This is a genomic window from Streptomyces sp. SDT5-1, assembly GCF_052245995.1.
Taxonomy (GTDB): Bacteria; Actinomycetota; Actinomycetes; order Streptomycetales; family Streptomycetaceae; genus Streptomyces.
In genome coordinates this window covers 8,571,284-8,596,670 of record NZ_CM125963.1, presented here as the reverse complement: position 1 = coordinate 8,596,670, position 25,387 = coordinate 8,571,284, and the positions used below count along the sequence as shown (strand labels likewise).

19 protein-coding genes are annotated in these 25,387 nt (G+C 72.9%); 15 read left to right on the top strand and 4 right to left on the bottom strand.

Annotated elements, in window-relative coordinates:
* Window positions 1-101 precede the first annotated feature (101 nt).
* Window positions 102-779 carry a GntR family transcriptional regulator gene (locus ACTWJ8_RS39600; RefSeq protein WP_356385266.1) on the top strand — a complete coding sequence of 226 codons (678 nt, stop codon included), beginning with the start codon at window positions 102-104 and terminating at the stop codon, window positions 777-779.
* A 16-nt stretch (window positions 780-795) separates the two neighbouring features.
* Here the strand turns inward: ACTWJ8_RS39600 and ACTWJ8_RS39595 are convergent, their stop codons facing one another.
* Window positions 796-1,839, bottom strand: coding sequence for a LacI family DNA-binding transcriptional regulator (locus ACTWJ8_RS39595; RefSeq protein WP_443262230.1), 1,044 nt, complete (start codon window positions 1,837-1,839; stop codon window positions 796-798).
* A gap of 228 nt (window positions 1,840-2,067) precedes the next feature.
* Between ACTWJ8_RS39595 and ACTWJ8_RS39590 the strand changes: the two genes are divergently transcribed.
* From ACTWJ8_RS39590 to ACTWJ8_RS39535, 12 genes are all read left to right on the top strand, one after another.
* On the top strand, window positions 2,068-3,405 hold the full coding sequence (locus tag ACTWJ8_RS39590; protein WP_443262229.1) for an ABC transporter substrate-binding protein: 1,338 nt from the start codon (window positions 2,068-2,070) through the stop codon (window positions 3,403-3,405).
* Window positions 3,402-4,379 (top strand): carbohydrate ABC transporter permease, encoded by a 978-nt coding sequence (locus ACTWJ8_RS39585; RefSeq protein WP_443262228.1) that lies wholly within the window; start codon window positions 3,402-3,404, stop codon window positions 4,377-4,379. Before ACTWJ8_RS39590 ends, ACTWJ8_RS39585 begins: the two co-directional genes overlap by 4 nt.
* On the top strand, window positions 4,376-5,212 hold the full coding sequence (locus ACTWJ8_RS39580) for a carbohydrate ABC transporter permease (RefSeq protein ID WP_356385255.1): 837 nt from the start codon (window positions 4,376-4,378) through the stop codon (window positions 5,210-5,212). Before ACTWJ8_RS39585 ends, ACTWJ8_RS39580 begins: the two co-directional genes overlap by 4 nt.
* A 6-nt stretch (window positions 5,213-5,218) precedes the next feature.
* Window positions 5,219-5,830, top strand: coding sequence for a hypothetical protein (locus ACTWJ8_RS39575; RefSeq protein WP_443262227.1), 612 nt, complete (start codon window positions 5,219-5,221; stop codon window positions 5,828-5,830).
* Between the two features lie 35 nt (window positions 5,831-5,865).
* The gene (locus ACTWJ8_RS39570; protein WP_443262226.1) at window positions 5,866-7,659 is read left to right on the top strand and encodes a glycoside hydrolase family 2 protein; all 1,794 of its coding nucleotides are present in this window, start codon (window positions 5,866-5,868) and stop codon (window positions 7,657-7,659) included.
* Window positions 7,660-7,828: 169 nt separating this feature from the next.
* On the top strand, window positions 7,829-10,954 hold the full coding sequence (locus ACTWJ8_RS39565; protein WP_443262225.1) for a discoidin domain-containing protein: 3,126 nt from the start codon (window positions 7,829-7,831) through the stop codon (window positions 10,952-10,954).
* Between the two features lie 210 nt (window positions 10,955-11,164).
* Window positions 11,165-12,259 (top strand): LacI family DNA-binding transcriptional regulator, encoded by a 1,095-nt coding sequence (locus tag ACTWJ8_RS39560; RefSeq protein ID WP_356385243.1) that lies wholly within the window; start codon window positions 11,165-11,167, stop codon window positions 12,257-12,259.
* Window positions 12,260-12,290: 31 nt separating this feature from the next.
* A complete protein-coding gene (locus ACTWJ8_RS39555) occupies window positions 12,291-13,889 on the top strand; it encodes an FAD-dependent oxidoreductase (protein WP_356385240.1) in 1,599 nt (532 codons plus the stop codon).
* Between the two features lie 42 nt (window positions 13,890-13,931).
* On the top strand, window positions 13,932-16,058 hold the full coding sequence (locus ACTWJ8_RS39550) for a hydantoinase/oxoprolinase family protein (RefSeq protein WP_443262224.1): 2,127 nt from the start codon (window positions 13,932-13,934) through the stop codon (window positions 16,056-16,058).
* Complete coding sequence (locus tag ACTWJ8_RS39545) at window positions 16,055-16,636, top strand: hypothetical protein (protein ID WP_356385234.1); 582 nt, start codon at window positions 16,055-16,057, stop codon at window positions 16,634-16,636. The genes ACTWJ8_RS39550 and ACTWJ8_RS39545 overlap by 4 nt, the downstream gene beginning before the upstream one ends.
* Window position 16,637: 1 nt before the next feature.
* Window positions 16,638-17,921: a TRAP transporter large permease subunit gene (locus tag ACTWJ8_RS39540; RefSeq protein ID WP_356385231.1), complete on the top strand. Its 1,284-nt coding sequence runs from the start codon at window positions 16,638-16,640 to the stop codon at window positions 17,919-17,921.
* Window positions 17,922-17,946: 25 nt separating this feature from the next.
* The gene (locus tag ACTWJ8_RS39535; protein ID WP_356385228.1) at window positions 17,947-18,930 is read left to right on the top strand and encodes a hypothetical protein; all 984 of its coding nucleotides are present in this window, start codon (window positions 17,947-17,949) and stop codon (window positions 18,928-18,930) included.
* Between the two features lie 6 nt (window positions 18,931-18,936).
* Here the strand turns inward: ACTWJ8_RS39535 and ACTWJ8_RS39530 are convergent, their stop codons facing one another.
* Both ACTWJ8_RS39530 and ACTWJ8_RS39525 read right to left on the bottom strand, forming a co-directional pair.
* Window positions 18,937-20,289: an MFS transporter gene (locus ACTWJ8_RS39530; protein ID WP_443262223.1), complete on the bottom strand. Its 1,353-nt coding sequence runs from the start codon at window positions 20,287-20,289 to the stop codon at window positions 18,937-18,939.
* On the bottom strand, window positions 20,286-21,458 hold the full coding sequence (locus ACTWJ8_RS39525; protein WP_443262222.1) for an acyl-CoA dehydrogenase family protein: 1,173 nt from the start codon (window positions 21,456-21,458) through the stop codon (window positions 20,286-20,288). The genes ACTWJ8_RS39530 and ACTWJ8_RS39525 overlap by 4 nt, the downstream gene beginning before the upstream one ends.
* A gap of 201 nt (window positions 21,459-21,659) precedes the next feature.
* Between ACTWJ8_RS39525 and ACTWJ8_RS39520 the strand changes: the two genes are divergently transcribed.
* Both ACTWJ8_RS39520 and ACTWJ8_RS39515 read left to right on the top strand, forming a co-directional pair.
* Complete coding sequence (locus ACTWJ8_RS39520; RefSeq protein ID WP_443262221.1) at window positions 21,660-22,301, top strand: TetR/AcrR family transcriptional regulator; 642 nt, start codon at window positions 21,660-21,662, stop codon at window positions 22,299-22,301.
* 48 nt (window positions 22,302-22,349) lie between these two features.
* A complete protein-coding gene (locus ACTWJ8_RS39515) occupies window positions 22,350-23,138 on the top strand; it encodes a thioesterase family protein (RefSeq protein WP_443262220.1) in 789 nt (262 codons plus the stop codon).
* Between the two features lie 19 nt (window positions 23,139-23,157).
* On the opposite strand, the gene ACTWJ8_RS39510 is transcribed toward ACTWJ8_RS39515, so the two are convergent.
* A complete protein-coding gene (locus ACTWJ8_RS39510; RefSeq protein WP_443262219.1) occupies window positions 23,158-25,350 on the bottom strand; it encodes an isocitrate lyase/phosphoenolpyruvate mutase family protein in 2,193 nt (730 codons plus the stop codon).
* Window positions 25,351-25,387 lie beyond the last annotated feature (37 nt).

The window sequence follows — 25,387 nt, the reverse complement described above, 5'->3', positions numbered from 1 at the left end:
GTCACGCAGGCGACGGGCCGTGAGAGGCCGAAGCAGTGCGCAACTGTAGAACAGTTGCACTGTCCGGCACCAGGGGTCGGGAGGCTGGCTACGATGACGCCATGACGGCACTTGAAGGTCTTGTGGCCCGGCGGACCACGACCGCGCAGCAGATCGCCGACGGCCTGTCGGAGCGGATCCTCGCCGGGGCCTTCCGGCCGGGCGAGCGGCTGCGCGAGAGCGCCATCGCCGCCGAACTGGGCATCGCCCGCAACACGGTGCGCGAGGCGGTCCGGCTCCTGGAGCACGGCGGCCTCATCCGCTTCCAGGCCAACCGCGGCGCCGTGGTCATCTCCCCCACGCCGCGCAGCGTCGACGAGCTGTACACGGCGCGCGAGCACCTGGAGGCGGCGGCGCTCGCGGCACCCCTGGACACGGCGCAACTGGCCGCGGTGGAGCGGGCGTACGACCACCTGGTGACGGTCACGGGTTCGCTGCGGCGGGCCGACATCGTGGCGGCCGACCTGGCGTTCCACGGGGCGATCGTGGCGACGCTCGGCAACGCGCGCCTCGACGCGTTCTACGCCGGGCTCACCCGTGAACTGCGGTTCTATCTCATGGCGTTGTCCGCGCACGAGCGCGAGAACGAGAACCCGCGCCGGTTGCTCGGCGAGCACGAGCCGCTGATGGACGCGATCCGCGCGGGTGACGCGGAGCGCGCGCAGCGCGAGGCGCGGCACCACATCGCGTCGAACGGGGCGCGGGTGCAGGCGATCCTGGCGGCCTCCGCCGAGGGCTGAGCGGCGCCGCCGCGGGTCACGGCGTCAGCGGCTCCCGTCCGCCGCCGCTCGACTCGCGCACCTCGAGCCAGTGCGGCGCGACATGTGTCTCGAACGGCGGGGGCTCCTGCGCGCGGACGCGGTTGACGAGACACTTCACCGCGAGCGAGGCGATGGCCGCCTTGTCGGGGACGACCGTGGTCAGTGAGGGTGTCGCGTAGCGGGCCTCCTCTGAGCCGTCCACGCCGGCGAGCGCCACGTCGTCGGGGGCCGTCAGGCCCGCCTCGTGCAGGGCGCGGTGGGCGCCGACGGCGAGCAGGTCGCTGAAGCAGAAGACGGCGTCGGGGCGCCGGTCCTCGGGGAGCGCGGCGAGGGTGCGCATCGCCAGCAGGCCGTTGCGCCGGTCGAAGTCCTTGATCTGCGGCGCGAGGCCCGGGTCGTAGGTCAGACCGGCCTCGTGCAGCGCCTGCTGGAAGCCTTCGAGGCGCTGGCGGCTGGTGGCGGATCCCGCCTTGTCGACGCCGATGGCGGCGATGCGGGTGCGGCCGAGGGCGGCGAGGTGCGCGGTGGCTTCGCGGGCCGCCGCGACATTGTCGATGAGGACGTGGTCGGCGACCACCCGGTCGCCCTCGTAGCTGCGCTCGCCGAGCAGGACCAGGGGGAACTGGTCGGTGACGGGGGCGAGTTCGTCCGGTGTGACGTGCAGCGGCGACAGGATCACACCGTCCAGGAGGGACGCGCCGACGCCCGTCGCGAGGCGCAGCTCCTCCTTGGTGTCTCCGAGGGTCTCCTCGATGAGGACGGTGAAGCCGAGGGCGGCGGCCTCCGTGCGGACGTGGTGGGCGAGTTCCGCGAAGTAGGGCGTGGCCAGGTCGGGCACGGCGAGGGCGATCAGGCCGCTGCGGCCGGTGCGCAGGCGGCGGGCCGAGGGGTTGGGCCGGTACCCGAGCTCGCGGACGGCGGCCATGACGCGGGTGCGGGTCGCCTCGGACACCCGGGGCGCGTCGCGTACAACGTTGGACACGGTCTTGATGGACACCCCCGCCCGCTCGGCGACGTCCTTGAGCGTCACTGCTGCCACCACCCGGCTCCCCTCGTGTTGCGTTCCCTCGATTATGCACGGGGCACGGACGAGACTACGCACCGAGCACGACCGATGGAAAGCCCTTACCGATCGGTTCGGGCCGGAGGGTTGACCCCGGCGACATCCCCTGGTTACAACGTTGGAATCCGTCGCCGCCGGGGCGCGCCGCAGCATCAGCGCCGCCGCCCGCGGTGTCCCGTACGCCTGCCTCACGAGAGGTCCCCCATGCCCGAGCCACGAAGCGGCCCGCGCCCCTCCCCCGGTCGCCGGGCCGTCCTGACCGCGGCCGCCGCCGGTGTCGGCGCGGCGCTGACCGGCACGTTGTCCGGCTGTTCCACCGCGAGCGGCGGCACCTCGCGCGGTGTCACCCTCAGGTTCTCCTGGTGGGGCAACGACGACCGTGCCGCGCGCACCGAGAAGGCGGTGCGCCTCTTCGAGAAGGAGCACCCCGGCGTCACCGTCCGCACGTCGAACGGTGAATTCGGCGCCTACCTGCAGAAGTTGGCGACGCAGGCCGCGGGCGGCGGCGTCCCCGACGTGGTGCAGCTGGACTACCGGCAGGTGTCCCAGTACGCGGGCGGTGACGCGCTCCTGCCCCTGGGCGACGCCATCAAGCAGGGCACCGTCGACACGTCCGACATGGACCGCGACTTCCTGCGCACCGGCACGTACGAGGGCGAGCAGTACGCCCTGCCGATGGGCCGCGGCATCACCGGCTTCGCCTACGACTCCGCGATCTTCGAGAAGGCGGGCATCGACACACCGCGGCCCGGCTGGACCTGGCAGGAATGGGCGGAGGCCAACCACCGGATCACGGCGCTCGGCCTCAAGTCCCCCGACGGGCGCCGGGTGCGCGGTGCCAACGACGGCGGCGGCAACGAGGACATCTTCGAGGACTGGCTGCGCAGTCGGGGCGGCAAGCTGTACGCGAGCCAGACCGAGCTGGGGTTCTCCGAGGACGACCTCGCCGCGTTCTGGACGTTCTGCGACCGGCTGCGCAGGGCGGGCGCGGTCGCGGAGCCGAAGGACTCGGTGCAGGCCACGAACACGGAGATGTCACCGATGGGCCGCCATCTGGCCGCCTCGGACTTCACGTGGGACGCGCCGTTCCCCGGCTATGTCGACCTCCTCGGCGAGCAGGTGCACTACGCGCCCGTGCCCACCACCGACGGCCGGCAGGGCGCGTACTTCAAGCCGAGCATGCTGATCGGCATCGGGGCGCACACCCGACACCCCAAGGAGGCCGCCCAGTTGGTGGACTTCCTGCTCAACGACCGGCGGGCCGGTGACATCCTCGGCTTCTCCCGCTCCACCCCGCCCAACAGGACGATCGCGGACCGCGTCGGCAGGACGCTGAAGGGCGCCGAGCTGGAGATCTTCCGGTACGCGCGAACGATGGAGGCGTACGGCCTCGACGCCCCGCCGACCGCTCCGCCGCCCGGCGACCTGGCGATCCAGCCGACCTTCAACCGTGTGTACCAGCGCGTCATGTACGGCAAGGCGACTCCGCGGCAGGCGGCGCGCGAACTCGTCGACGAGGCCGAGAAGGAGCTGAGGCCATGAGCGCCCTCACCACCAAGGCGCCCGCTCCCGCCCACCGGGATCCGCGGGACCCCGCGTCCGGCGGGCGGGTCCGCCGGGTGCGCGAGAAGCAGTGGCCCGCCTATGTGTTCCTGTCGCCGTGGATGATCGGCGCGCTCGTCCTGACGCTCGCGCCGATGGCGGTGTCGCTGTACCTGTCGTTCACCGACTACAACCTGTTCGATCCGCCGAAGTGGATCGGGCTGCGCAACTACACGGACATGCTCACCGACGACCCGCGCTACTGGCGGTCGGTGGGCACCACGATGCTGTACGTCGTCGTGGCCGTGCCGCTGAAGCTGGGGCTCGCGCTCGGTGTGGCGATGCTCCTGAAGAACCTCGGCCGGGGGCGGGCGTTCTACCGCTCCGCGTTCTACGCCCCCTCGCTGCTGGGGGCGAGCATGTCCATCGCCCTGGTGTGGCGGGCGCTGTTCAACGACGGCGGGACGGTGTCCCGGGCCCTCGCCGCCGTCGGCATCCACACGGGCGGCTGGGTCGGCGACGCCGATCTGTCGGTGTACGTGATCGTGCTGCTGACGGTGTGGCAGTTCGGCGCGCCCATGGTGATCTTCCTGGCGGGGCTCCAGCAGATCTCGCCTGACCTGTACGAGGCGGCGGCGCTCGACGGGGCGGGCCGCTGGCGGCAGTTCGTGTCGGTGACCGTGCCGATGCTGTCCCCGGTGGTGTTCTTCAACCTGGTCCTCGAAGTCATCAACTCCTTCCAGGTGTTCACCCCCGCGTTCGCCGTCAGCGGCGGCGAGGGCGGACCCGCCGACTCGACGCTGTTCTACACGCTGTACCTGTACGAGCGCGGCTTCACGGCCTCGCACATGGGCTACGCCTCCGCGATGGCCTGGCTGCTGCTGATCGCGATCGGCGCGGTGACCCTGATCCTCTTCCGGACGTCCCGGTCCTGGGTCTTCTACGCCGATGACAACGAGGGGGCGGCCCGATGAACTTCGCCGCGAAACGGTGGGTGCCGCACACCGTCGCCGCCGTGTGCCTGCTGGTGCTGCTGTACCCGCTGGCGTGGCTGCTCGCTACGTCGCTGAAGCCGGCCGACGAGGTCATCGCCAGCCTCGACCTGTGGCCGAGCCGCCTGGAGTGGTCGAACTACACGACCGCCATGGACGGTGTGTCGGGCATCCCGGTGTCCCGGCTGCTCGGCAACACGCTGCTGATCGCCGGAGGCGCCGTCCTCGGCAACGTCCTGTCGTGCTCGCTGGCCGCGTACGCGTTCGCCCGGCTGCGGTTCCGGCTGAGCAGGCCGATGTTCGGCTTCATGGTGGCGACGCTGATGCTGCCGCACCACGTCGTGCTGATCCCGCAGTACATCATCTTCAACCGGCTCGGCCTGGTGGACACCTTCTGGCCGCTGATCCTGCCGAAGTTCCTGGCCACCGAGGCGTTCTTCGTGTTCCTCATCGTGCAGTTCATGCGGGGAATTCCGCGGGAGCTGGAGGAGTCGGCGCGGATCGACGGCTGCGGGCCGTTCCGCACGTACTGGGCGATCACGCTGCCGCTGAGCCGTCCCGCGCTGATCACCACGGCCATCTTCACGTTCATCTGGACGTGGAACGACTTCTTCACGCAGATGATCTATCTGTTCTCGCCGGAGAAGTCGACGATCACCCTCGCCCTGCGCAGCTTCGTCGACCAGGGCAGCACCTCCGCGTACGGGCCGATGTTCGCCATGTCGGTGATCTCGGTGCTGCCGATCGTGCTGTTCTTCTTCGTGTTCCAGCGCTACTTGGTGCAGGGCATGGCCACCTCCGGACTGAAGGGCTGAGCCACCATGACGCACACACCCGTGGCCCCGCGCGGCGCCGGTCGGCAACAGCGGGAGCCGGGCGAGGTGTTCGGCGGTGGCTTCGCGCTCTTCGCCGACATGCTGCTCGTCGGACTGCTCACGAGCGTGGCCTGCCTGCCCGTGGTGACGGCCCCGGCCGCGTTCACGGCGGCGTCGGTGACGCTGCGGGACACCGTCGGCGGCGGCGTCCAGGTCAGTGTCCGCGGCTACGTCGAGCGGCTGCGGGCGCTGCTGTCCTGGCGGGCGCTGGTGGCGGGGCTCGTGCCGCCGCTGCTCGGGGTGGTCCTCATCCTGGACGGTCGCCTCGTCGGCAGCGGGCTGCCGGGCGCGGCCCTGATGGCTCCCGCCCTGCTGCTGCTCGCCCTGGGCGCGGCGGTCGTGGGACTGCGCGCCACGGCGCTCGAACCACCGCATCAGCTGTCCGCGCGCGAGGGGTTCGTTCGTACGCTCGCCGATCCGCGCGGCAGCCTGCTGCTCGCGGCCGCGGTCGCGCTCGCCGTGCTGCTGGTGTGGGCGATGCCGGTGCTCGTGCCGCTCCTGCCGGGGCCTCTCGCCTTCGCCGCCACGGCCGTCGCCCTCCGCTCCCCCGCCCACTGAACCGCCACCGCGCGCACCCACCCACGGAGTTCTCCTTGTCTCACACCCATCTCGACGTCGCAGGTCATCCCCGGCCGCAGCTCGTCCGTGACCCCGACTGGCGCGATCTGAGCGGGCCGTGGGGGTTCGCCCACGACGACGCCGACCGCGGTCGCGCCGAGCGCTGGATGGACCCGGACGTCACCGCCCCGTTCACGGGGGTCGTGACCGTGCCCTACCCGCCCGAGTCCGCGGCGTCGGGCGTGCGGGACACCGGCTTCCACCCGGTGCTCTGGTACCGGCGGACGCTCGACGTGACACGGCCCGCCGCCGGTCGTCGCCTGCTCCTTCACTTCGGCGCCGTCGACCACCGCGCCGAAGTGTGGGTGGACGGACGGCTCGTCGGTCGGCACGAGGGCGGGCACACCGGGTTCACGTGCGACATCACGGATGCGCTCGACGGGGACGGCGAGCACGTCCTCGTGGTGCGCGCCGAGGACCAGCCCCTCGACGTGACACAGCCGCGCGGCAAGCAGGACTGGCGCCGCGACCCGCACGTCATCTGGTACCACCGCACATCCGGGATCTGGCAGCCGGTGTGGCTCGAGGAGGTGCCGGAGCGGCACATCACGACGCTGCACTGGACGCCGGACGTCGCGCACTCCCGCGTACGCTGCCGGGTCGTGCTCAGCCGGTGGCCGGCCGCTCCCGTGCGCGTGTCCGTGCGGCTCACGCTGAACGGCCGGGTGCTCGCCGACGAGCGGACCCTCGCCGAGGGGCGGGAGACGACGTTCGACGTCGCGGTGCCCGCGCTGCGGCACGCCCAGGAACTGGAGGACCTGCTGTGGAGCCCGGAGCATCCGCACCTCGTGGACGCGACGGTCGACGTCGAGGACACCGACGGCACCCCCGTCGACCGGGTGTCGTCGTATGTCGGCCTGCGGGACATCGGCTGGGACGACGGGCTCTTCCTCCTCAACCACAGGCCGTACTTCCTGCGGATGGCGCTCCAGCAGGGCTACTGGCCCGGCTCGCACCTCGCGGCGTCGGCGGACGAGCTGCGCCGGGAGGCGGAACTCGCCAAGGAGCTGGGCCTGAACGGGCTCCGCATCCACCAGAAGATCGAGGACCCGCGGTTCCTGTACTGGGCGGACCGGCTCGGGCTGCTGCTGTGGGAGGAGATGCCGTCGGCGTACGCGTTCGGGACGACGACGGTCGAACGGGTCGTCGCCGAGTGGACCGAGGCCATCACCCGCGATCTCAGCCACCCGTCCATCGTCGCGTGGATCCCCCTCAACGAGTCCTGGTCCGTGCCGCATCCGGCGCTCGTGCCGGAGCAGCGGCACCTCATGGACGCCCTGTACCACCTGACGAAGGCGCTCGACCCGTCGCGCCTCGCGGTGTCGAACGACGGGTGGGAGATCTCCGCCGGTGACCTGTGGGGCGTGCACGACTACACGCAGCGCGCCGATGTGCTGCGCGAGCGCTACGGCCATGAAGGGCTGCGGCGCGGCGAGTTCAAGGAGCGGTGGCCGGGTGTGCGGCGGCTGACGCTTGACGGGGTGCGCCACACGGGGCAGCCGGTCGTCCTCAGCGAGTTCGGCGGCGCCACCTTCGAACCGGCGGAGGGCGCCGAGTGGTTCGGCTACGACACCGTGGCCACGGAGAAGGATTTCGCCGAACGCCTCGCCTCGCTGGTGGGGGCGGCCGTGGACGCGGGCCTCGCCGGCTTCTGCTACACCCAGTTCACCGACACCGAGCAGGAGGTGAACGGGCTCCTGACGGCCGACCGGGAACCGAAGCTGCCCGTGTCCGAGCTCCGCGCGATCCTCACCCGGACCCGCGCCTGATCCCGGTGAGCGCCGGGGTGGGGCCGCGACCGACACCTCGGCCGCGGCCCCACCCCGACCTCCGCCCCCCCTTCCCGCACGACCGTTGACGCCGGCGGACCGGCAACCGAATACTGAGCCCCTTCCACCTGACAACGTTGTCTCGTGTTTCGCGAAAGAGGTCCCGCCCATGCCGCACCACCTCCCGCAGCTCCCGCGCCGCAGATTCCTGCAGGCCGTCGGCCTGACGGGCGCCATGGCCGCCCTCCCGGCCCTCACGGGGGCGAACCAGGCGCGGGCGGCGGGCCGTTCGTCCGCTCCCCCGGACGACATCGCGGCCACCTACCACCGCGTTCTGCTCGACCACACCCGCTGGTCCGAGACGCAATGGGACGCCGCGGCCGGCCACTACACCGCGAAGGACTTCGGTTTCGCCGTCGTCCTCGGCCACGCCGTCCTGCTCACCCAGGGCACGTACGACGCCGAGCGGGCCGGGGTCGACCGGGACACTCTCAAGGAGCGCACGCTCGCCACGATCCGGCACTTCGCGGCGTCGAACCGGCTGACCGGCGGGAAGGAGTGGGGCCGCAAGCTGTTCTTCGACACCACTTTCCAGTCGTACTTCGTGCTCGCCGCGCGGCTCCTGTGGGACGACCTCGACGACACCACGCGCGAGCGCGTCGACACCATCACACGCGAACAGGCGGCGTACACCACGTGGTTGGGAACGGGCGACGACCCCGACTCGGGCGACTGGACGCCGAACGGCCTCGAGGGCGGCCATGTCGGTGACACCAAACTGGAGGAGATGGGCCTGTACGCGCAGACCCTCGCGCCCGCCCTCGCCTGGGCGCCGGACGACCCCCGGCACACCGACTGGCGGTCCGGCTACGGCACATGGTCCCGCAACGAGGCGGGTCTGCCGCCCGCCGACCTGGCCAATCCGGCGCTCGTCGACGGCGTGCGGGTCTCCCGCAACACGGCCCGCAACCTGTACGACACGTTCATCGTCGAGAACCACGGCTCCTTCGGCCCGCACTACCAGGAGGAGCTGTGGCGGACGTCGGGCCGCAACGCGGCACACTTCCTGGCGGCGGGCCGCCCGCTGCCCGAGGTGCTGACACGGCAGCCCAACGCGCGGCCCCTGTGGCGCACGCTCCTCGGTGTCATGAGCGACGCCGGCGAGCCGCTGATGCCGATGGTGAACGACCGCGAGCACCTGTACGGCCGCGATGTCATCCCGCTCGCGTTCCTGGCGCAGGTGGCGGGCGACCGGTCGGCCGCGTGGGCGGAGCGGGCGCTGGCCGACCGCTTGGAGGCGTACCAGAAGTATCCGCCGGAGCACCGGCTCGCCAAGTTCTCCGGGGAGCCGAAGTACGAGCCTGAGGCCCGCGCCGAGCTGGCCATCAGCTATCTGCTGCACGTGTGGGCGGCGGCGCGCGGCGGCGACCCGGTGCGTCCGTACTCCGCGGAGGAACTGTTCGCGCACGCGTCCGGTGTCACGGACTTCGGGACCGGGCCCGGACTCGTGTCGCATCAGACGCGGGCGGCGTGGGCGGGCGCGGTCAGCAAGCCGGGCTTCGTGAAGTTCGCGTGGCAGCCGGGGCACGACGACTGGCTGTTCAGGCTGAGCGGCGCCACCCCGATGTTCCTGCCGTCCACGGCCGGCAAGGTGACACACCGTTCGGTGCGGGTCCACACGTCCCTGCGCGACGGCTTCGACGGGAGCGCGACGGTCCTCCAACTGGAGGGCGGCCGGGCGGGGTTCGCCACGCTGCCGACCGGTTCGGTGGTCTACGCGTCCACCGGCACCGGCGCGGGCGAGGGACACCTGGAGGTGCACAACCTCACGATGCCGGGCATGGCGGGCCTCGACGGCACACGGACGTACCGCTTCGAGGAGGGCAGCGCGTCCGTGCGGGCACGGGAAGGATCCGGCTCGGCCGCGCGGGTCGACGAGGTGACCGTGCCGCGCACCACCGTCCGGCACCTGCGGATGCTCGGCGTGCGCCCCGACCCGACGTACGGGTACTCGCTGTACGCCCTGGAGGCACGGGACGGCGCGGACGGTCCCGACCTCGCGCGCGGCTGCACGGCGACCGCGTCGTCGAGCGACCCCGGCAAGGGCCCGGGCCTCGCGGTCGACGGCGACCCGGCCACCCGCTGGGCCGTCTCCAAGGCCGACCGGCCGCGCACGGACAGCTGGCTCGCGGTCGACCTGGGCGCGCCGCACGACGTCGACCGCGTGACGCTGCGCTGGGAGGCCGCCGCGGGACGCGCCTACCGCGTCCAGGGGTCGACGGACGGCGCGACGTGGCAGGACCTCGCGGCATGGCCCGAGCCGGAGGTCAGCACCCGTGGCGGCTGGCTCGACATCGACGGCCGCGCCGGGATCGTCGTCCGCGGCGGCGACCACCCGATCGCGGTCTACGGAGACACGGTCGTGGCGGCGGACGGGCCCGCGGCGCCCGTCATGGTCGAGGGACACGCGGACGCCTCACCGGCCGAGCTGCGGGCGGCGGCCCGCACGAAGCCTGCCGTCGCGCAGAACTCCGCCGTCCAAGCGGCGTACGTGGACGGCCACTTGGCGCTCTTCAACCTCTCGGGCGAGCGGGACACCACCACGGTCGACGTCCCGCAGTCCGGTGAACGCCGTGCCGTCTTCGAGGGCGATCAGACGGTGACCGCCGATGGTGTCGCCTTCCGCGTCGACCTCGACGCGGCGGAGGCCCGGCTGCTCCCGCCCCGGTTCACGCTGAGCCCGCTGCCGGGCGACCGGCTGCCCTCGGGGCTGCGCATACGGGTCGTGGACGGGGCCACGCTCCGGCTCTCCGGCGCCGCGTGCCGGGTGCGGGTCGCGGCGCAGGGCCGCAGCGCGGTGGCCACCGTGTCCCGGGCCCGCGAGACGACGCTCCGCCTCTCCGGCGCCACCGCCCACCCCCTGGACGACCTGGCGCTCGGCCGGACCGTGTTCCCGACCAGCCCGCTCCCGGACGGCATGTCGGACCCGGCGGCGGCGGTGGACGGCGACCCGTCGACGTCGTGGCGTCCCGGACCCGGCGGGCGGATGGTCGTCGACCTCGGAGCGGACACGGAACTCCGCACGGTGGAGGCGCGCTGGACACTGGGCGACGCACCCGCGGCCGAGGTGGAAGTCAGCGGTGACGGCCTGGGCTACCGCCTCGCGGGCCGCCTCACCGGCAAGGGCCAGGACCACACACTCAACCTGGGCGCGGTGAAGGCCCGTTACGTGGCGCTGAAGGTGACGGGCGAAGCGGCCACGAAGGCGCGGCTGGTGCGGTTGACCGTGCGCTGAGCGCCGTACCGCCGCATGCCGAGGGGCCCGACCGCCCGCGCGCGGCCGGGTCCCTCGGCGTGCTCAATCTCCGGTGGCCACCGGAGTGTTGTGTCTCCCGAAATCCGGTGACGACCCCTTGACCGGGGCCGTGCGGCGCCCGCACAGTACGCGTTAATGCGCATTACCTAATACGCATTACCACCCACGGACACCCGAGGAGCGGCCGGCGTGGAGCAACCCAGGAAGCGTGCGAAGCCGGGCCGTGCGCCTGCTCCGGCGGGCCGCACGTCGCGTCCGCGGCAGGCCGAGGTGGCGCGGCTGGCCGGCGTGTCGCAGGCGACCGTCTCGCTGGTCCTGAACGCCCGCCGCGACGGCAAGGGTGCGACGATCTCCGAGGAGACCCGGCAGCGGGTCCTGGACGCCGCGCGCAGCCTCGGCTACGTTCCGGACCCGGCCGCCCGCCGCCTCGCGGCCTCCCGCAACAACCTGCTGGGCGTCTTCAGCTTCACGTCGACGTTCCCGACCGACGTGCAGCACTCGTACTACCCGTTCCTGGTGGGCGTGGAGCAGGAGGCCGCGGCGCGCGGTTACGACCTGGTCCTGTTCACCGCGTCCAGCGGCGGGGGCCCGGACGCGCTCGGCCGGGTGCGGCTCGCGGACGGCTGCCTCTTCCTCGGCAGGCACGTGCCGCGCGCCGAGCTGAAGCGCCTGGTCGCCGACGGCTTCCCGGTCGTGCACCTGGGCCGCAGGGAGGAGTTGGAGGGGCTCGCGTGGGTGGGCGCGGACTACGTGAGCGCGAGCCGCGACGTCGTCTCCCACCTCGCGGGGCTCGGGCACCGGCGGATGGTGCTCGTGCGCGAGGACGACGACGCGCCCGCCTCCACGGACCGTCAGCGGGGCTTCCTCGACGGGCTCGAGATGGCGGGGCTCGCGGGCGGTCCCGACGCGGTGCTGCGGTGCGCGGACCCGGTCGCCGAGGTGACGGCCGAGCGGATCCGGGGCCTGGTCGCGGGCGGCGTGACGGCGTTCGTGGCGGAGGAGACGGACACCGGGGCCGCGTGGCGGGCGCTGAGCGGGGCCGTCGCGGAGGCCGGGCTCGCGTGCCCGGACGACGTGTCGCTCGCGCTGCTCGGCAGCCCGCCGCCCGAGCTGGCCACCGGCCCCGAGCCGACCGGGTTCGACGTGCCGCGGCACGAGTTGGGCGCCGCGGCGGTGCGGCTCCTGGCGGCCCTCGTGGCCGGCGAGGAGGCGGCCGAGCCGCTGGTGGCCTGCGAGTTCCGTACGGGCGCCACGGCGGGCGCCGCTCCCGACCGCACACCGTAGACGTACAGCACATCCGTACCGAAGGAGCCATGTGATTCCCGAACCGGAGATCCTGATCGTCGGCGGCGGCCTCGGCGGTGTCGCCGCCGCGCTCGCCGCCTGCCGCGCGGGACGCCGAGTGGTGCTCACCGAGGAGACCGACTGGATCGGCGGTCAGCTCACCGCCCAGGCCGTGCCCCCCGACGAGCACCCGTGGGTGGAGCGGTTCGGCGCGACGGCCTCGTACCGGGCGCTGCGCGAGGGCATCCGCGCGTACTACCGGCAGTGGTATCCGCTGCGCGGCGAGGCGCACGCGCTGACCGAGCTGAACCCGGGCGCGGGGCGTGTGAGCAAGCTGTGCCACGAGCCGCGGATCGCGCTGGCCGTCCTGGAGGGGATGCTCGCGCCGCACCGGGCGAGCGGGCTCCTGACGGTCCTCACCGAGCACAAGGCGGTCTCCGCCGAGTCGGACAACGATGTCATCAGCGCGGTGGCCGTACGGGATCTGCGCACCGGCATCGTGCGCGGGTTCACGCCCTCGTACGTCGTCGACGCCACGGAGACCGGCGAGCTGCTGGCCCTCGCGGGGGTCGAGCACGCCAACGGGGCGGAGGCGCGGGCCGAGTTCGACGAGCCGCACGCCCCGGACACGGCGCAGCCCGGGAACCAGCAAGGCATCACCGTGTGCTTCGCGCTCTCCCACCACGAGGGCGAGGACCACACCGTGGAGCGTCCCGTCGACTACGACTTCTGGCGCTCGTACCGGCCCGATTTCTGGCCCGGTCCGCTGCTCGGCTTCGAGGCGCCCGACCCGCGCACCCTGGAACCGGTCCCCCGTACCTTCGTGCCCAACCCGGACCTCGACCCGCTGGCGGTGAGCGCCGACCAGAGCGCCGACGCCGGAGACAAGGAGCTGTGGGGCTTCCGGCGGATCCTCGCCCGCAAGCTGCACCGGCCGGGTGCCTTCGACTCGGACATCACGCTCGTCAACTGGCCGTTGAACGACTACTGGTTGAAGCCGTACATCGGCCAGGAGGAGGAAGCGCTGCGCGAGGCGCGGCAGTTGTCGCTGTCCGTCCTGTACTGGCTGCAGACGGAGGCACCGCGCGCGGACGGCGGCACCGGCTTCCCGGGCCTGCGCATCCGCCCCGATGTCACCGGCACGTCCGACGGTCTCGCGAAGGCTCCGTACGTGCGGGAGTCGCGCCGCATCAAGGCGGTGACGACGGTCGTGGAGCAGGACGTCGCCATCGACGTCGTCGGCCCGTACGGCAGGACCCGGTACCGGGACTCGGTGGGGGTCGGCGGTTACCGCATCGACCTGCATCCCTCGACCGGCGGTGACAACTACATCGACGTCGGTTCGGTGCCGTTCGAGATCCCGCTGGGCGCGCTGGTGCCGCGGCGGGTGCGCAATCTGCTGCCGGCAGGCAAGAACATCGGCACGACCCACATCACCAACGGCTGTTACCGGCTGCACCCGGTGGAGTGGAACATCGGCGAGGTCGCGGGCGCGCTGGCCGCGCACTGCCTGGCCGAGGACGTGTCCCCGCACCAGGTGCAGGCGGAGGACAAGCGGTTCGACGAGTTCGGCCGGCTGCTCGACCGGACGGGCGTGCAGCGGCACTGGCCCGACGTCCGGGGCTACTGACTCTCCATCCGGTACGCGAACGCACGAGGAGGTGCGTACGAGATGAGCACACGGATACGCGTCGGGATCGACGTGGGCGGCACGTTCACGGACGCCGTGGCCGTCGACGCCGCGACGCTCGACCTTGTGGGCCAGGTGAAGGTGCCCACGAGCCACCGTCATGAGGACGGTGTCGCCCACGGCATCGTGGGGGCGCTCGACCGGCTGCTCGCGCAGGTCGACCGCACCCCCGCCGATGTCACGTTCCTGGCGCACGGCACGACGCAGGCCACGAACGCGCTCCTGGAGGGCGACGTCGCGAAGGTCGGCCTCATCGGCATCGGCGCGGGCGCGGGCGCCGTGCTCACCCGGAGGCTCGCCGCGCTCGGCAAGCTGGAACTGACACCGGGCAAGAAGCTGCCGCTCGCCTACGCGCACGTCACCGACCCGTTCGACACCGACGCGGTACGGGCCGCCGTGACCCGCGTCCTGGAGGAGGGCGCGGAAGTCCTGGTCGCCACCGAGCCGTTCGGCGTCGACCGGCCCGACGGGGAGCGGGCCGTGCTCGACGCGGCGCGCTCGTCGGGCCTTCCGACGGCGGCGGCACACGAGATCACGTCGCTGTACGGGCTCCAGAAGCGGACGCGCACGGCGGTGGTGAACGCGGCGATCCTGCCGCGGATGCTGGCGACCGCCGAACTCGTCGACTCGTCCATCACCAAGGCCGGGGTGGACGCTCCGCTGATGGTGATGCGCTGCGACGGCGGTGTCATGTCCCTCGCCGAGATGCGCCGTAGGCCGCTGCTCACCGTCCTGTCGGGTCCCGCGGCCGGTGTCGCGGGCGCGCTGATGCAGGAGCGGATCAGCGAGGGGGTGTTCCTGGAGACGGGAGGCACGTCGACGGACATCAGTGTGGTGCGGCGCGGCAAGGTCGCGGTGCGGCACGCGACGATCCTCGGCAGGGCCTCGTACCTGAACGCCCTTGATGTGCGCACGGTCGGCGTCGGCGGCGGGTCGATGGTGCGTGTCTCCGACGGCAAGGTCATCGGTGTCGGGCCGCGCAGCGCGCACATCGCCGGGCTTCCGTACGCGTGCTTCGCGACGCTCGACGAGCTGCGGGACGCGCGGCTCGCCACGGTGCGGCCGATGGACGGCGATCCGGACGACCATGTGGTGCTCGACGCGGCGGGCGGGCGGTTCGCGCTCACGATGACGTGCGCGGCGAACGCGCTCGGCCGGGTGCCCGAGGGCGACTTCGCGCGCTGCGACCAGGAGGTGGCGCGGGCCGCGCTGCGTCCGCTGGCCGAGCGGCTCGGCACCGATGTGGCGGGCGCGGCGCGTGCCGTCCTCGACGCGGGCGCCGAGCGGGTGCGGGCGGTGGTCGACGCGATGGTCAAGGACTACCGGCTCGACCGGAAGACCGCCGTGCTCGTGGGCGGGGGCGGCGGCGCCGCGTCCGTCACCCCGCATCTCGCCGCGGTCACCGGGATGGAGGGACGGATCGCCCGGCACAACGAGGTGATCAGCCCGATCGGTGTGGCGCTCGCCCTGGTCCGCGAGCAGGTCGAGCGGATCGTGCCGGGCGCCACGCAGGAGCAGATCCTGGCGGTGCGGGCCGAGGCCGAGCGGGCGGTGGTGGCGCAGGGCGCGGCGGCCGACGGTGTCGAGGTCGAGGTGACCGTCGACCCGCAGACCAGCACCGTCCGCGCGATCGCCACCGGTGCCACCGAACTGCGCACGCAGGACCGGGCACACCGGGCCGACGACGCGGAGCGCCTCGACGCCGCGGCCACCAGCCTCAAGACACCCGGGGCGCGGGTGATTGTCCTCGCGGGCACCGACGCGTACACCGTGTACGGCACCGAGGTGAAGCGCCGCCTGCGGACCGCGCGGAGGCCGGTGCGGGTGGTGGACGCGGACGGTGTCGTACGGCTCGGGGCGCCGGACGCGCGGGTGGAGACGACGACCGTGGGGGCCGCCGGTGAAGCCCTCGCGGCGCTGGTGCGCGACGCCACCTCGTACGGGGACGGCGGGGTGCGGGCGCCCGCCGTGCGGCTGCTCGTCGGGGGCCGGATCGCCGACCTGTCAGGGGTTCTCGAGCCGGACGCGCTGCTTGCGCTGGCGCGCAGCGAGTTGCGGGCGCGGGCCGCGGACGAGCCCGTGGTGGCGGTCGTGGAGGCCCGCGCATGAGCGGCGCGGCGGACGAGGACCTGGACCTGGCGGTCCGCCTGCTGCGGGGCACGCCGACACACGAGGGGCGGGACCCGTTGATGCTGCGCCGATGGGCGCTGGCCGCCGAGGAGTTCGGGGCGCGCCTGACCCCGGGGCCGCTCGACGCGCGGGTCGTCGAGCACGACGACGGCGGGCTCGACGCCGGTCTCCTCGCCCGCTACCGGTCGCGTCCCGCCCGTGTCGACCTGTACGCCGACACCATCGACCGTGCCGAACGCCTCGTCGAGGAACGCGGCTGGCGGGCGTGGTTCCCCGAGGGCTCGGTGCGGGCTGCGGCGCTCGCGCACGAGCGGGCCCACGCGCACCTCCACCACGCGCGGGTGCGCGCCGAGTTCAAGCGGGCGCTCGACCATCCGGCACTGCGCATCGGCAGGCACCGGGTGTACGCGCACGTCGCGGGCGCCGACGAGCTGGCCGCGCACGCCTACGCGCGGGCCTCCTGCGGCCTGGGCCGCAGTCCCCTGCTGCTCACCGCGGCGCTCGACGCCGTCGCCCGTCCCCACCCCTCCGTGCACCCCGACAGAAGCGAGAAGTGACATGGGTGTCGTGATCCTGCTCGTGATGGCGGCCGGAGTCGCCGCCATGCTGAGCCGCAAGCTCCCCACCGCGTTCGCGCTCGTGCTGCTCGCCGTGGTGATCGCCCTTCTCGCGGGCGCCCCGGTGACCGGCAAGGACAGCCTCCTGGACACCGTGCTCCAGGAGGGCGCGCCGGCGCTCGCTTCGACGATGATCGCGATCCTGCTGGGTTCGTGGCTCGGCAAGCTCCTGGAGGAGACCGGCATCGCGGGCACCCTGGTCCGCAAGATCGTCGAATTCGGTGGTGACCGGCCGGTGTTCGTGGCGCTCGGGGTGCTCGCCGTGTCGGCGCTCGTCGGCACGGTCACCGGCTCCGCGCCCGCGGCGATGCTCGCCGGTCTCATCGGGATCCCGGCGATGATCGCGGTGGGTGTGCCGAAGGTGACGGCCGCGGGCACGATCCTGATGGGCATCGCGGTGGGCATCCCGTTCGAGCTGCCGGTGTGGCAGTTCTTCTCCACGGCGCTGCATCTGCCGATCGACACGGTGCGCGGGTTCATGGTGAAGCTGTTCCCGTTCGCACTGGTGGCCGCCCTCGCGTACGTGCTGATCGAGTCCCGGCGGCGCGGCGTCGAGCACGCATGGTCGCTGCGGTCGGTGCGGGAGCGTCCGGCGGAGCGTCGTCGCGCGCCGCTCGGCGACGCCCCGTGGTACGCGCTGCTCACCCCGGTGATTCCGCTGGTGCTCGCCCTCGGCCTCGAACTGGCCATCATTCCCTCGCTGTTGGCGGGCGTGCTGTACGCGCTGGTGACGACGACGCGGCCGCGCGAGATGAACCGGCGGCTGCTGCGCACCCTGTACGGCGGCTTCGAGGTGGCGGCCCCGCCGATCGCGCTGTTCGTGGCGATCGGGATCCTGCTCGCCGCGGTGAACCTGCCGGGCGCCGTCGACGCGCTCGAACCGCTCCTGAAGGCGGTCAGCCCGCAGAACGCGGTCCTGTTCGTCCTCGTGTTCACCCTGCTGGTGCCGCTGTGCCTGTACCGGGGCCCGCTCAATGTGTTCGGACTCGGCGCGGGCATCGCGGGCGTGCTCATCGCCACCGGCATCTACCCGGCCGTCGCCGTCCTCGGCATGGCCACCTCGTACAACCAGGTCTTCGGCGTCGCCGACCCCACCAGCACCCAGACGGTGTGGAGCGCCCAGTACGCGGGGGTGTCCCCGCAGCAGGTGATGGTGCGGACCCTGCCGTACGTGTGGGCGGTGGCGCTGGGCGGCCTGTGCGTCACGGCCGCGACCTACCTCTGACCTTCCTCGACCCTTGGAGACGCACATGCATCGCCGCACGTTTCTGCGCGCCGCCGCCGTCACCGGGCCCGCGCTGGCCCTCGGCGGGCTTCCCGCCGCGTCGGCCTCGGCCGCGCCGGGCGGGTTCCCCGACTACACCTACGTCCGCACGCTTCTCTCCCCCGCCGACCTCACGTACAACCCGACGGGCGAGATCATCTTCCCGACCGTGCGCGGCGTGTACGACAAGCTGGCTTCGCCGCTCGGCCGTTACTACCTCTACTACGCCCCGCACGACGCGCCCGGCGGCATCTGCCTCGCGTACGGGGACTCACTGGAGGGCCCGTTCACGGAGTACCCGCACAATCCGATCGTGTCGAACGACTGGTCGCCGCACTACTCGGTCAGCCATGTGTCGTCGCCGCACGTGCTGTGGATGCCCCGGCACCGGGAGTTCTGGCTGTACTTCCACGGCGAGAACACCACGACGCGGCTCGCCCGCTCCACGAACGGCATCGACTTCACGTACGACAAGGTCGTCCTGACGACGTCGATGATGCCGGCGGGCACCACCGAGACGTCGTACGCGCGGGTCTTCGCGCACGAGCTGCCGGACCGCGGCGCGCACTACGTGATGATGTTCATGCTGAACAACACGACCAATCACCGTGACATCTGCTGGGGTTGGTCGGCGGACGGCCGCGACTGGACCTTCGACCAGACGCCGCTCGTGCGGCACTCGGACGTCGGCGCGGTCAATGTGGGCGGACCGCACCTCCTCACGCGCGGCGGCTCCGCGTACGTCGTCTACAACAAGGACAAGGAGAGCGGCGGCGACCTGATGATCACGGAGGTCGGCGCCGACTTCTCGCTCCGAAAGCACCTCGGTGTCTTCTACGACTCCCATGCCGCGGCCCCGGAGAACGGCCGGGCGGCCGCTCCCTCGTTCGGCACCGAGCACGGCGTGCCGTACATGGTGTACGAGGCCGGGGAGCGGCTCGCCGGGGCGATCGCGGTGGCCCGCGGCTGACGGGCGTCAGTCGCTCGCGGGGGCGGCGGCCGGAGCGTCCTGCGGGGACGAAGCCGGCGCCGCCCTCGCCCGCCGCCACGGCCCCCTGAACAGCAGCGACGCCGGGACGAACACGGCCATGCAGCACACGCAGACGACGAGCCAGGTGCGCCAGCCGCCCGCCTCGACGACGCGGGGCACCGCGAGGAGGACCAGCACGCCCATCGCCTTGGTGAGGAACGTGAACACGCCCCACGCGGTGCCCTGGAGGCGGGGGTCGACGTCCTCGGCGTTCTCCGAGTAGTTCGCCATCCACGGCCCGTAGGCGCAGCCCATCACGCCACCGAGGAGCGCCCCGGTGATCGCGATGTGCGCGTGCGAGACGTCGCCGCGGCCGACGAGGCCCGCCAGGTACGCGGTGAGCAGCACGCTGCCGGCGGTTCCCGCCACGCAGAACGGCTTGCGCAGTTGCAGCCGGTCGGAGAGGCGTCCGGAGACGACGAGCGTGAGGATGTTCAGCGTCCAGAACGCCGCCATGATCTTCGAGGCCGTCGCGGCGTCGAGGCGGAAGCTCTCCGCGAGCATCGTCTGCCCGTACACGACCAGGGTCACGTACAGGACGAGCCAGGACGCGATGCCGATGACGTGGGCCCAGATGGCGCGGTGGGCGAACAGGTCGCGGGCGCGGGGCCGCTCGGTGTGGTCGGCGCGGCCGAGGGTCTCGCGTTCGGTGCGGACGATGCGGGCGCGGAGTTCGGGTGAGAGGTCCGCGATGTTGAAGGCGATCACGACGGACAGGACGAGGGACACCGCGCCCATGATGACGAACTGGGAGCGCCACGAGTCGTCGAAGAGCGGCAGGGTGAGGCTGGCGACGGCGGCGGCGAGGAAGCTCGCGCCGACCGGGCCCCAGGTCCAGAAGCCGAAGGCCTGCGCGCGGCCCATGCGGGGAGAGAAGTCCCTGACCAGCGGCGCGGTTCCGGCCATGGCCATGCCGTCGACGACCGAGAGCACGGCCCGCACGGCGAGGAGCTGGCCCGCCGAGTGCACCGTCGTCATCAGGAAGCAGCACAGCGCGGTGAGCATCAGGAGCGGCACGATGAGCCGCACCCTGCCGACGGTGTCGGTGAGCCGGCCGCCGACCATGGAGGCGATCGCGCCGGCGACAAGGGCCAGGGCCGACACACCTCCGTACGTGGTCAGCGACATGTCGAGGTCGTCGAGCAGCAGCGGGACGACGGGCGCGATCTGTCCCTCGTAGGAGGCGATGAGGACGGCGAGGACCGCCATGGACAGGATGCGCATGCGCTGTCGGGCGTCGGGGTAGTGGTCGAGCTCGCGTGCCCGGAAGAGGCCGGGGCGCGGCCGCCGGGCGGTCACTCGCCGATCCCGCCGAGTCGGACGTGCCCCTTGATGAGGTTCCGGGCGATGGTGCGCTTCTGGATCTCGTCGGTGCCTTCGAAGATGCGCAGGAGGCGCAGTTCGCGGTACCAGCGTTCGATGGGGAGTTCCTTGGTGTAGCCCATGCCGCCGTGGATCTGGAGGACGCGGTCGACGACCTGGTTGGCCATCACGGCGCCGTTGAGCTTGGCGATGGAGGAGGCGTGCCGGGCGTCCATGCCCTGCTGGGCGCGCCAGGCGGCGTACAGGGTGAGCCACTTCGCGGACTCGATCTCGACCTGGGAGTCGGCGATGTGCCACTGGATGGCCTGGTAGTCGGCGATGGGGCGGCCCATGGAGTGGCGCTGGCGCGCGTAGTCGACACCCATCTGGAGCATGCGTTCGGCGGAGCCGATGGCGCGGGCGGGGATGAGGTAGCGGCCCTGGCCGATCCACTGCATGGCGAGCTGGAAGCCCTTGCCGACCTCGCCGAGGACGTTGCGGCCCGGGACGCGCACCTCGTCGAAGACGAGGGAGGCGGGGCCCCACTGGCCCATCGTCTCGATGGGTTCGGACTTCCAGCCCATGTCGCGGTCGACGAGGAAGCAGGTGACACCGCCGTCGGCGCCCAGGTCGGGGTCGGTGACGGCGAACACCATCACGAAGTCCGCCTCGTTGCCTCCGGTGATGAACGTCTTCTCGCCGGTGATCAGCCAGTCGTCGCCGTCGCGGACCGCGCGGCTGCGGATGCTGCGGGCGTCGGATCCGGCGCCGGGTTCGGTGATGGCGAAGCAGGAGCGGCGCTCGCCCTCGATGGTCGGCAGCAGGTACTGCCGCTTCTGCTCGTCGTCGCAGGCGTACAGGATGTTGTCGGCGCTGCCGCCGAAGGAGAACGGGACGAAGGTGCGTCCCGTCTCCATCGCGATGATCGCGGACATCACGGCGCCGAGGTCCATCCCGCCGTACTCCTCTGGGGTGTTGACACCCCAGAAGCCCGCCCGGCGTGCCTTGGCGCGGAGTTCGGCGATCACCTCGGGCTCGACGCCGCGGCGGCCGGCCCGTTCGTTGCGCAGGACGTCCTGCTCCAGCGGCATCACCTCTTTGGTGATGAACGCGCGCACGGTGTCCCTGATCTGACGTTCCTCGGTGGAGAGCGAGAAGTCGACCATGGCTGTGCCCCCTCAATCCCGGATGCGGGAATCCTGGAACGGGAATCTAGGAATGAGTTCAAGTTGCCCGCGGCCGGGCAGTGGGTCAAGAGGTGGGACGGGAGTTCAACCGGGGCGCTGGCGCCGGGAATTGGCCGATCCTAAAATTCGGTTCGGTCATGCACGGGTCGTACGGGAGCGGGGCGCGGGGGTGAGGGACGGATGACACGCAAGGCGGGGCGGACCGCGGTCAGGGACGGCGCCTGGCAGTGGAGCCGCACGGAGCAGACCCGGCGCACCCTGCTGGACGCGGCCCGCGAGGTGTTCTGCGAGCAGGGGTTCACGGACACCGCGATCGTCGCGGTGGTGCGCAGGGCCGGATCGAGCGTCGGCAGCCTGTACCACCACTTCGGCGGCAAGACGGAGCTGTTCGTGGCGCTGTGGGAGGACTACGAGGACTCCCGGGAGCGGGAGGCGGCGGAGGCGGTGGCGGCGGCGCGCGCGGCGGGCGAGACGGATCCGCTGGAGCTGTTCCTCGTCGGCACGCGCAGTTTTCTCGAGGGCTGTTGGCGGCGGCGTGACCTGATCAAGCTGTGGATGGACGGCGACGGGCCGCCGGGCTTCGAGCTGATGCGGCGGGCGCGCGGCCGGGAGTGGATCCGGCAGAACGCGGTGCTGCTCGAGGCGGGCAGCGAGCCCGTGGACCGCCTGGTGGTGGGGGTGCTCACGTCCGTCATCGGCGAGGCGGGACGGGAGATCGGGCTGTGCGCGCGCAAGCGCGACGCCGACGCGATCTGTCACGCGACGCTGGCGCTCATCCGCAGGCTGGATCCGCTGCACATCGACCCGCTGCGGCAGGCCTGAACCCGGCCGCGGCGCTCCTCCCCGTACCGATCGAAGGGAACACCACACGTGGCACAGACCGAGGAAGAGACGCCCTACTTCACCCTGCGCGACGGGGCCCTCGTGCCCGGGTCGCACGCGCGCGGCTGGTGGACGCCGGACACGGTGCACGGGCGGCTGCTCGGCGGGCTCCTCGCGCGGTCGCTCGAGCGCGAGCACGCCGAGGAGGGGCTGCACCTGGCCCGGCTCACCGTCGATCTGTTCCGCAGCGCGCCCTTCGCCCCGGTCGAGGTCAGTACGGAGCGGGTGCGCGACGGGCGGCGGATCCGGGTGGCGGACGCGGTGGTGCGCAGCGGTGGCCGGGAGGTCGCGCGGGCGAGCGCGGTGCTGCTGCGGACCAGTGCGGCGCCGCCCGGACACATTCCCGCGACCGGTCCGTGGGACGCGCCGCCCGCGCAGGATCTGCTCGCGCCGCACGGGCGCACGCAGTTCCTGCGGTTCGACGACCAGCTGAGGCCCGTGCGGGAGTGGAGCGGCGACCAGCGGCGGCGTTCCTGGATGCGGGACGCGCGCCCGCTGGTCGGGGGCGAGGCCCTGTCGCCGCTGGTCCGGGCGGCGCTCGCCGCGGACACCGCGAGCCCGCTTGCGCACGCGGGCGACGAGGGCCTGCGCTACATCAACGCCGACTACACGCTGTCCCTGAGCCGGCTGCCGCTCAGCGACGAGATCGGCCTCGAGGCCACCGGGCACACGGCGGAGGACGGCATCGCGGTCGGGCACTGCACGTTGTACGACGCGGCGGGCCCGATCGGCTACTGCACGACGACGGCACTGGCGAACGCCGCGCCGGAACGGTGACGCCGTGCCCCGGTGACTGCTACAGGGCCTGTACCTGCCCGTACGTGAAGGTGTCGCCGGTGGGCCGGCGGCCCTCGCGGACGGCGCGCGCGGTGGCGACGGCCTCGCCGAGCGCGCGACGGTAGAGCAGCGAGCCGAGGCTGACGCGGCGGACGCCGAGTGCGGCGAGTTCGTCGAGGGTGGGTCCGGTGGGCGCGTAGAGGATGTTGAGCGGGAGCGGGAAGCGGCCGGCGATGTCCCGGATGCGTTCCGGTTCGGCGAGTCCGGGCACGAACAGGCCGTCGGCGCCCGCCTGTTGGTAGGCGGTGAGCCGCTTCTCGGTGTCGTCCTGCTCGCGACCCAGCCAGTACGTGTCGGTGCGGGCGTTGACGAAGAGGCCGGGGGCGGCGGACTTGACCGCGCGGATCTTGGCGGCGTGCAGCTCGGTCGGGGTGAGGCCGCCGTCGGCGCGGCCGTCCTCGAGGTTGATCCCGGCGGCGCCCGCGGCGCTCACCTGCCGTGCGAGGTCGGCGACGCGTGCCGGGTCGTCGCTGAATCCGCCCTCCATGTCGACGGTGAACAGCAGCCCGGTGTCCCCGAGTCGCCGGGCCAGGGCGAGGGTGGCGTCGGCGGTGACTCCGGCCCCGTCCGGGAGCCCGGCCGCCGCGGCGACCCCGAGGCTGGTGGTGCCGATGGCCTCGAATCCGGCGGCGGCGAGCGCGGCGGCCGACGCGGCGTCCCAGGCGTTCGGGAGGAGGAACGGGGTGTCCTGCCGGTGCAGCCGTGCGAACCGGGCACCGGGCTGTTCGCGAGCGGCGAGGGCACCCTCGGCGAGCGCCATGGCGTGCTCGCGGCCGGGGCAGACACGGGGCGGCCCGCCGAACGCCAGCGGCTCGTCCCCTTCCGCCGTGGCGTCGAGCACCACGAGGTCCCCGGCGGCGATGTCCACTCCGCCCACGCGTGTGTCGCGGGCGGCGACGCGCCGGAGGGCACGGACGGGCGGGTCGTGCCGCACCGTGTCGCGCAGCACCTGCTCGACGCTGCGACCGTCGGACTCCGCGGCCGCGGCGTTCCACACGAGTCCGGCGGTGGCGTCACAGGCCTGTACGAGCAGGCAGATGCGGGCGGCGGCGAGTTCGAGGGGGTCGGGGGTGTCAAGGGCGTCAGGAGTGGGCGGTGTGGCGGTCCGAGTCGGGGCCGAGCCGCCCTCTCGCTCGGCCGGGCGCAAGAGGTTCACCAGGTGCTCCACCGCCGCGTCCGCCTCCGGGGACTCGCCGCCGAAGTAGGCGGCAGCCACCGTCCGTACCGACCCGGCGACGGCCGGCGGGTCCGGGTAGCCGAGGGCTTCGGCGAGGGCGTGGACCACGTGGCGCGACGCGTCGTCCGTCGCGGAGGCGGGCCAGTGGGTCGACGTCTCGCGGAGTCGGTCCGGGTCGAGGCGGGTGAGCTCGGACTCCACCAGGGCGCGGCGTCGGGCGTGGGCCTCGCCCGCGCTGAACCGGGGCACCGACGCCCGCAGCCAGCCCATCGACGCGCCCGCCCTGCCCTCGCCCCCGGGCAGTTCCGGCACCAGGTGCGGGTCGGCGAGCGCCGCGCGTACGTCCTCGTAGCGGTGGATCTCGTGCACGATTCGGTTCATGGGGACGACGCTAGGCGCGGAACCGTTCGGCGCCCGCCGAACCGTCGCCCGCGGGCGCTGGCGGAGCGACGCATCGAGGGCACTCATCAGGTGTGCCACCCGGCCCTTGCCCCGAGGCGCCGCCGGGTAGCGGCTGAGGACGTCGACAACGACCGGCGTGGCGCGGCGCCGAGCCGCCTCGATGGACCGCTCCCCCACCGCGGCGTCGTCGCCCGCCAGCAGCTCCGCCACGCGGGCCGCGCAGGCCGCCGCGCGCAGGACGTGCCCGACCTGCGTGGCCTTCGCGATGGGGTGCAGATACGCGGCGGACGCGGCGTCGCCCGCGGCGCGCGCGGCGAGCCGAACCGCCTCCGTGTCCGCTTCGGCGGCCGCGCGGTGCGCGTCGAGCGCGGTGACGCGCTGGAGCCGGGACCGCTTCGCTCCGTCGACGAACTCCCGCGCGGCGGCGACGGCCGCGCGGGGCCGCGGGTCGTCCGACGCCGCTGCCTCGAACACCGGCAGGACCTCTTCGGCGCTGTGCGCGGCGAAGCGCGCGACGGCCCGCAGCTCGTCCATGGTCAGGTCGAAGTCTCCGGTCACGACGGTGGTCCCCATGCGGCGATCCTCTCACCGGTGCGGCCGCGCTCTCCTG